Source organism: Streptomyces vulcanius (genome assembly GCF_042653945.1).
Classification (GTDB): domain Bacteria; phylum Actinomycetota; class Actinomycetes; order Streptomycetales; family Streptomycetaceae; genus Streptomyces; species Streptomyces mangrovi.
On sequence record NZ_JBHSFK010000013.1, the window covers coordinates 254508 to 262174 of the forward strand.

The 7667-nt window shown below is 62.4% G+C and carries 6 protein-coding genes and 2 pseudogenes; 5 read left to right on the forward strand and 3 right to left on the reverse strand.

All coding sequences use genetic code 11. The features are described 5' to 3' along the window. The first annotated feature begins 345 nt into the window (after positions 1–345). Both ACFPIH_RS21885 and ACFPIH_RS21890 read left to right on the forward strand, forming a co-directional pair. Positions 346–3708, forward strand: coding sequence for a NucA/NucB deoxyribonuclease domain-containing protein (locus ACFPIH_RS21885; protein ID WP_381174683.1), 3363 nt, complete (start codon positions 346–348; stop codon positions 3706–3708). Between the two features lie 136 nt (positions 3709–3844). Then, positions 3845–4387: a hypothetical protein gene (locus ACFPIH_RS21890; RefSeq protein WP_381174685.1), complete on the forward strand. Its 543-nt coding sequence runs from the start codon at positions 3845–3847 to the stop codon at positions 4385–4387. Positions 4388–4445: 58 nt separating this feature from the next. On the opposite strand, the pseudogene ACFPIH_RS21895 reads toward ACFPIH_RS21890, so the two are convergent. The 3 genes and pseudogenes from ACFPIH_RS21895 to ACFPIH_RS21905 all read right to left on the reverse strand — a co-directional run. Then, positions 4446–4663, reverse strand: a pseudogene (locus ACFPIH_RS21895) (transposase); the annotation flags it as partial. Between the two features lie 114 nt (positions 4664–4777). Then, complete coding sequence (locus ACFPIH_RS21900; RefSeq protein WP_381174687.1) at positions 4778–5632, reverse strand: helix-turn-helix domain-containing protein; 855 nt, start codon at positions 5630–5632, stop codon at positions 4778–4780. A gap of 13 nt (positions 5633–5645) precedes the next feature. Beyond that, positions 5646–6395 (reverse strand): DUF6879 family protein, encoded by a 750-nt coding sequence (locus ACFPIH_RS21905; RefSeq protein ID WP_381174689.1) that lies wholly within the window; start codon positions 6393–6395, stop codon positions 5646–5648. 172 nt (positions 6396–6567) lie between these two features. Here ACFPIH_RS21905 and ACFPIH_RS21910 point away from each other — a divergent pair, with 172 nt between their 5' ends. From ACFPIH_RS21910 to ACFPIH_RS21920, 3 genes and pseudogenes are all read left to right on the forward strand, one after another. Continuing rightward, a complete protein-coding gene (locus ACFPIH_RS21910) occupies positions 6568–6771 on the forward strand; it encodes a hypothetical protein (protein ID WP_381174692.1) in 204 nt (67 codons plus the stop codon). Beyond that, a complete protein-coding gene (locus ACFPIH_RS21915; protein WP_381174694.1) occupies positions 6768–7007 on the forward strand; it encodes a hypothetical protein in 240 nt (79 codons plus the stop codon). The genes ACFPIH_RS21910 and ACFPIH_RS21915 overlap by 4 nt, the downstream gene beginning before the upstream one ends. A gap of 329 nt (positions 7008–7336) precedes the next feature. Then, positions 7337–7667: pseudogene (locus ACFPIH_RS21920) on the forward strand (radical SAM protein); the annotation flags it as partial.

Sequence of the window (7667 nt, forward strand, 5' to 3'; positions counted from 1 at the left end):
CGAGATGAGCTGATTGCCTGTTTACGGGCTATTTTGTGCGCTTCACCCGGTTCGGCAACGAGAGTCCCTATCGGTCTTAAACAGGGGTCGCGATCGCATGCCATCTTCCCTGACCTGTGGGCAATGACGGTGGCAATCAGGCCGGTTCGAGATCGTGCTGGCTGTAAATAAATCGTTGACAAGCGGTAGCTGTGATCTTTAAGGTACTTTACCTGCTGTCCGAATTGGGCCATTGACAGGTTCCCTTTGATTTGGCCACCCTTTCGGCGGCGTGAGAACAACTGAGGGGGGACTGTGTATTCGATGCTAAGGCCGCATGGCCGATCGAGAAGAATATCGTTAACGGTGATCCTCGCTGCTGCGGTGAGTCTATTGCTGCAGGGTGCGGTTTCCGTTCCTGCCAGTGCTGAGCCATCTTCCGGCCGGACCATTAACGTCTTTGTTTCTCCGCGGTTTGATAGCCAGGCGGAGAAGAAGCAGACAGCGAAGCGCCTCATGGCGGGTGTTTCGCCTGGCTCAATTGGGCTCAAGAACCCGAATTCTTTCAAGTCGAAAGATCCCGCCAGTATCTTCGACAGTCCGGTCACGCCGGCGCGGGATGACGTGCGCGCTGACCAGTCGGCTGCCCGAACCGCGGTGACTGCGACTGGGGAGACGGCCGCGGCGCCATCTCGGGACTATGACAGTGCGGCCATGCGGTCGATGACACGTGAAGAGTGTCTGGCCAATGCGGGCCCGGTGTCGCTGCCGGGGCAGAGTCCTAACCAGTGGGTGAAATCCCGTTTCGCGGTATGCAACGTGGGGACGTTCTACGCGGTTCTCAATTCAAACGGGGCGCCGGTCGGATCTGGGTATTTCACGGCAGTGCAGAGAATAACCGTCCCCTCCGGGACGCAGCGAGTTGCCGAGATTCAGTGGGACTTCTTCGGCGGTGGGGCCGAAGGATTGCTGGACCCCAATACCCTCCTCATGACACCGTCGCTGCGGGCCCCGATCGAACCTACGGGTATCACGTGGCAGAGCAGTGGCAACAATGTCGCAAGTTTCATTTGGAATCGAGCCTTCGGATATTCCGGAGTAAAGCTCTTTGCCTCATACCGGACCCGCGCGAATGCGGGTGAAGGATACACCGGACCTACCCATGCACCTGCCAATCATTTCTACGGATTCTTCACGCTAACGCTGAACGGTCAACAGCCGGGGTTCGCAGCACTGGATCGCGTGGAGCTGGCTACGTTGGGTGCGCGTTGGGACAATGCGTCCTACCTCCCCAACTACCTGGGCGATGACTCAGAGACCGGCGGCGGAGTCACCCTTCCGTACGCCATCCCGCTGGAATACAGTCTCAGCGGCAATGAGGCCGCTGTCGCACAACATGTCAGGGACGCCTGTGAAAACCCTGATCTGACGTTTCCGCGAAACGGCACGAAGAGCGTTCCGGGGTGTTCTCCGGACCGTCCCCTGCACCGGCTCAAGGATTCAACGCGTGCACTGCGAAACCGTGCTGTGAAAAATTCTGCCTGTATCGAACAGGACCCCGACTACGCCAGCAAGGAAAAGGAGTGCGACGAGTTCCCGTTCGCTTCTGTCTACGAAGGGGCCGCCCAGTACGAATGGACTCCGAAGCAGGACTGGGAGACTAACGTCACGCCGGACAACTGGTCGGCACGGCCTATTCCTAGCTCGGATAACCAGTCAGCAGGCGGACTACTGGGCGACTTCTACACCAAGAATCGTATTCTCGACACGTTCGACGACGGTTTCTGGGTCAAGACCGTCGGAACGGACGACGGGAGTCCCGAAGAACCGCCGGTGCCGGCCTCGCCCGTCGCGTCGCCCGCGCCGGGAGCCAGCGGGCAACCTGGTGCTGCAATGACGAACCTGGATCTGTCCAACGGGAACCGCAGGGCGCAGGTAGCGGGACTGCCCGACTGGCGCTTCGCGGGATACCAGGCCGGAGGGGCGCCGCTGCCAGGTGAAAGTGAGATCAACACCAATGCTGCGTGCGATGTCACCGCGCAGGAATTGGCCGGCACATATGGGGTGGTCGCGGGTGACGGGGCCGACGACACCGGGGGACTCCAGCAGGCGATCGACTACGTCAAGGCGCAGTGCTCGCCTACGGCATTCCACAACAAGATGAGCAGGATCACGCTACCAGCCGGTGTCATCAACGTATCTCGCCAGATCTCTGTTGATGCCGACTTCCTGCTCCTGCGAGGCGCCGGGGCCGACCCCCAGACGGGAACGCGCTTCGTGTTCCGCCCCGATGAGAACACTCGCTATGACACCGTCCTTCAGGACGGCACCATGTGGGACAAGGACGCAATGACGTCCGGGCCGGACGCAACCGGCGGTTGGATCTGGCCCGGCCGCGGCCTGTTCCGGGTCCAGTCCCGCGATGTACACCCGGACTACCTCAGCGATTACAACAGCGCCCCGGCCAACCGCAAGGATCTCTTCGAGGGAACCGTCAACGTGCACTGGAAGGCCGGTGTCAAACTCCGCAGCAAACCCGGCGACACCGGATTCGCCGCCCGGGCTGGCGACAAGGTCGTCTACCTCGACAGCAAAGCCAAGATGACCGGCTGGCAGAACCACCTGTGGATCAACATCCGGGCGGCCAACACCCGGAAGTTCTACGACCAGCAGCAGGCCGTCCCGACGGAGTATCCGCTGCAGAACATGCACATGCGGCAGCAGATCTTCAGGATCGACGGCATCGACACCACCGCCAAGACCGTGACGCTCCTGAACCCGCTGGAATTCGACGTCCCGGTGAACTCCACCTCCGACGGATCCGAGGCCATCGACGGGAAGACATACGACTCCAAAGCGTCCCCATTGGTAGACCCCGTCCTGGGCGTCGGTTTCGAGGACTTCTCCTTCACCCAGGACATGCCCTCCCTCAACCCCGCCGACGCGGTCCACAACTACGGCAACATGGCCCCCGCCTACGCCATGCACGGCATCGTCTTCAAATGGGCGGTCAACTCCTACGTGCGCGGCGTCCGCGCCGACATGGTCGGCTCCCACCCGATCGTGACCGAGGAGGCCGCCCAGCTCAGCATCATCAACAACCAGCTCAACGGTTCCTGGAACAAAGGCAAGGGAGGCAACGGCTACTTCCGCGGGTCACGCGTCTGGAACTCGGTCTTCGCCGGGAACACCACCCGTAATCTGCGCCACTTCACCCTGCAGTGGTCAGCCTCGGGCAACGTGGTCATCGGGAACAGTTTTGACTCCGACCTGAACCTGCACGGCGGCTGGGAACGCAACAACCTCTTCGAACTGAACAGTGTCGCGGTCCCCTTCGCCCACCGGTCCGGGAACTGCCTCAACAACTGCGGCGACGAAGTCGGATCCGACCCGGACGACGCGACCTGGTACCCCATCTGGTGGGGAGCCGGAAAAAAGGCCGTAAAATGGTCCGGATCGTCGGGACCACAAAACGTGTTCTTCAACAATGAGATGCTCAAAGAAGTCAACCCCGACTCAGACACCTGGGTGAACTACTACCCGGTGCGGTGGAAGGTCTACCAGTTCGGCTGGGACGGAGCAGGATGGCAGCATCTGTCCGCCGGACAGTCGTCGATCCGTGACTGGCAAGGCAACGAGTTGCGCTACTACGGTGCCAACTCCGGCGTGGACGACACTCTGACGGACGACCAGAAGTCCCTGTTCCTGAACAGCGTTCCGACCAGCTAGGCCACGGCACACCTCGCCTGGGCAGACTCCCGACGGCCCCCACCGTGATCAGCGGCGGGGCCGTCGGCAGACTGCGGGGTACGGAGCCGAAACAAAGCGTGGACCCCGTCAGCACCGGTGGACCATACTGGCGGGCATGGCATGGAGAACAGATCATCTAAATGTGGATTACGGTCAATATTACCTCTGTGAATGGGGCAGCCTCCCGGACCCCGAAGAGATTCCGAGGATTCTGCAGGGGAACACACTCGTGGGGGCTGGGAGCGGATATCTGACCATTATGTCGGGTACCCATAGCGGCTATATCGATCTGACCATCGAGTGCTTGCAAGGTGAGCCGACCCAGAATTTTGAAGAATGGGAATCAGTCGCGGACGTCAGCTATCACAGCCGTAAAGGAGTGTTGTTCCCTCTCGTCTGGGCAGGAGATACTCTGCGCGAAGCCGGAAATCTGGCCCACAGTGGCGTCGGTTGGTACCGAATCCGCGTCCATACCCGCGGACGTGACCAAGGAAAAAAGCTCAGCGCGATGCCCGAAATACCTGACCACCCCGTCGAAAAACACCTCATCACCATCTGGCCTGCGCCCCCCAAGCGCGAGAAGGTCCACAAGATTGAGGACCACTACGGTCTAAAGCTCTGGGACCCGTCAAGAAAGCCAGCGCCCCCCGTTGAGTAGGAGCGATGCGCTCTCAGCTCAAGCTGTGAGAGGGCGTTTGATGTAGCCGAATTGATGCTTATGCCCTATAGGGCCCTCGCCAGGTTGGTGTGGTCTCGTCCGATATGCGCTTGGCGAGGTTGTCGATCGACGCGACATGGATCATGGCTTCGGAGCTGACGGCGAGGGTCTCGTAGTCGCGGACGAGACGGCGGTGCATCATGATCCAACCGATACTCCGTTCCACTCTCCAGCGCCTTTTCGCGACTGAAACCCTCGAACTCCGGGGTTTCTATTGCGGCCGCACCAAAGCTGCAGAAAATTAGACGCGCATGTGGCAAGTGGACGGACGAGATGGCTTAAGTATGTGCGTGTCAGACGGCGCGGAGGCTTGCGTGCGTCCGGGTCTACTCAGCGTGAGTTGAGCGCCCGCTGCGCCGTGTTGATCACATTCTGAGCGTCGGCTCCATACACCGCTGACTCCTGCAAGGTCTTCCAGACCCTCAGGTACGTCGCGACCGTGGCGTCATCGTCCATCCATAGCTCCGCATGCCAAGTCTCGGTAACCACCTGCTTGTCGTCGTAGAGCCAGAAGCCCGCACCTGGTGGCAGCTTCATCGCGGCACTGAAGGGGACGATGCCCAGCTCAACATTCTTGAGCCCGATCACGCCGGACAGGTAGGACAGTTGGACGGCTAGGTCCGCTGGCGGGCAGACGAGATGCCGCAAGACCGCCTCCGACAGGATGATGTGGTACTTGCGGCCCGGCTCGTACAGCAGGCGCTGCCGTTCCATACGGGCGTTGACAGCGTCCTCAAGGTCGTCCGTCCGCGAGCCGTGCAGCCCCGCAAAGTGTCGAAGAATGGCGCGCGCGTAGCCGGGAGTCTGGAGGATGCCCACAATCCAGGACGACTCCCATGCCCTCAATACCGTCGCTCTGGCCTGTGCCTGGTTGTGCGCCGCCTGCACCGGGCGATGACCCGCGGCCAGTTGGCGCTTCCATGATCGGATCTGGGACTCGAACCCGTGCAGCCTGGCGAGGACTTCCTCGTGCGCCTCGGGCTGGCCGACTGCTTCCGTGTACAGGCGTAGGTCTTCCGGTGTCGCCGTCTGCTTGCCCAGCTCCAGCTTGGAGACTTTGGAGGCCGGCCAGCCCAGGCGTTCGGCGAGCTGCGCTCCGGTGAGCCGACCAGCAGGCGCCGTCAGCCGCAGTTCCCGCAGTCGCAGCCCGAGGCCTTCGCGCGCCTGCTGGTAGTCGGTGCTCAACGGACGTTCCTACCTACTCCTCGGTCGCTACCAAGACCGCGAACTGCTCGTACGGCACGGCATAGTGCCAAGCCGCGTCCCAGGCCTGGAGGTAGCGGTTCACGGCCGCGGGCTCGGTGATGAGTTCGGCCCCGAACAGATTGTCGGCCTGGTCGAAGACGAGCTGGGCAACCAGCCGCGAGTCGAACACCCAGAAGTCCTCCTCTGGCAGAGCCAGGCGCTTGGCATCCTCGCGCGACAGGTTATGGATCTTCTCGCCGAGCGCGGTGTTCTTCTCGGCGTACGCCAGAAGGTAGCGTTGCCCAACCGTCGCCGGGTGGTCGACGATGCGGACCCGCTCGATGCGGGCGCCTTCCGCGACCTGGCGGCGGATCGTGTGGCACCAGGGAGTGTCCATGTCCCAGGTGGGACGTTCGCCGCGAACGAACTGGGTGTAGGTCTTGTCTGCCTCGTCGGAGGCGTAGCGACGGCGCGTCTCTATGCGTCGCGCTGTGTGCCTGAAGTTCTCGAAGAGCTTGCCGAACGCGTCCAGGTCGACGATCCGCGGTGTCTCGTCGCGGGGGCCGAAGTCAACCAGCGTGTTGCGTGGCACGACAACCGCGACTTCCCGTTCGGGATCGAAGTATTGGAGCTGCCGGAGGTCGTCGGGGTCGGTGATGGGGCGTCCCTGGACGATGACCTCGCCGGAGTCGAGATCCTCGTGCACTGCTGGGCACCCGCCTTCGCCGCTGCCGGTGCCGTTGAAGCGCAGTCGTCGGGCCATGCTCGTTCCCTTCGTTGGGAGCTGATCCACCAAGCATCGCCAGGTGTGTCGGCCGGAGACCAGACCCTCCTTCTATTCTTGCGAGAAATTTCGAGATAGGAGGACGCATCCAGGAGAAAGAACGAGAAATCTGTCTCGCGCGGGGCAACATGCTCTTCCTACCGTGCTGGCCATGGCTACGAAGAAGCAGTTGGACGTCGATCCGTTCACGGCGTTGGACAACCTCCGCGAGGCGCTGGACGGCGTCGGCATCGTGTTTCCGTCCCTCCGGGTTGACCCTGCGTCGCCGGATCTGAAGCTCATCGAACTCGGGCGAGTCCGCGCAGACGTGGCCGACCGACTGGCGAATGCACTTCGCCAAGGAGGCGGCGAGTGACGGCAGAGGAACAGCACCAGGACGGCACCCTGGTCGCGGACACCCAGCGCGACAAGCTCGGATACGTCATGGGGCACCAAGGGCCCTACATCCAGCTCCGCCCCGTGGCCGGCGGGCGTGAGTGGGATGCCGACCCGGCTTGTGTCCGTCTCGCCACGGACGAGGAGCGACTCAGGGCGATGGGTGAGCGGACCCGTGCGCTGAACTCGGTCAGTAGCGGGGGAATCTGCGGGTGATCTGTCCGCCGTCACCACGTACGACGGCGAAGCGCAGTACGTGCTGTCCGCCCGTTCCATGCCAACCGCGTCGTTTCTGGAGTGTTCGCAGGGCATCGATCCGGAGGTGCTCCAGGCGGACAGCATCCTCTGTCACCGGCTGTCGCCCCGGAGCTGACGCCGATTCGGCCTCTTACACGCCCGCCCCTACCCGTTGACGTTTTCCGCGCAGCGGATCGGGATCGGCACCCCTCAGCTGCCGCCCCACCAGACGTCCCGGCCCGTCGCTCATGGAAATCCTTCGGCCGTGGCGGAGGCGAGGAGCTGGCTGGTCCGCCCTACCTCAGACCATGGAGAAGCCTGAGATGATCCAGCACCATGCCCTGCGGGGTATCAGCAGTGCCATTCCCGTCCGCATCTCGATGGACCGGACCTTACGTGTAAAGGTCATCGACGCCTGCGGCATGACCTGCACCTTCTGCCACAACGAGGGCACCCCCGTCGCAGCCGACAACCACGCCCGGCATACAGGCGACTTCGGAGCCGCCGGCCGTTCCGGCCGCGTTTCGCTCTACCTCGCCACAAACGGCGCACGTTTCGTCGCGGCGCCCGTCTTCCCTGACGAATCCTTCCGCTCGGCGCTGGTCCAGCTCCGCGAAGCACTCGGCTTCAACGAGGTTC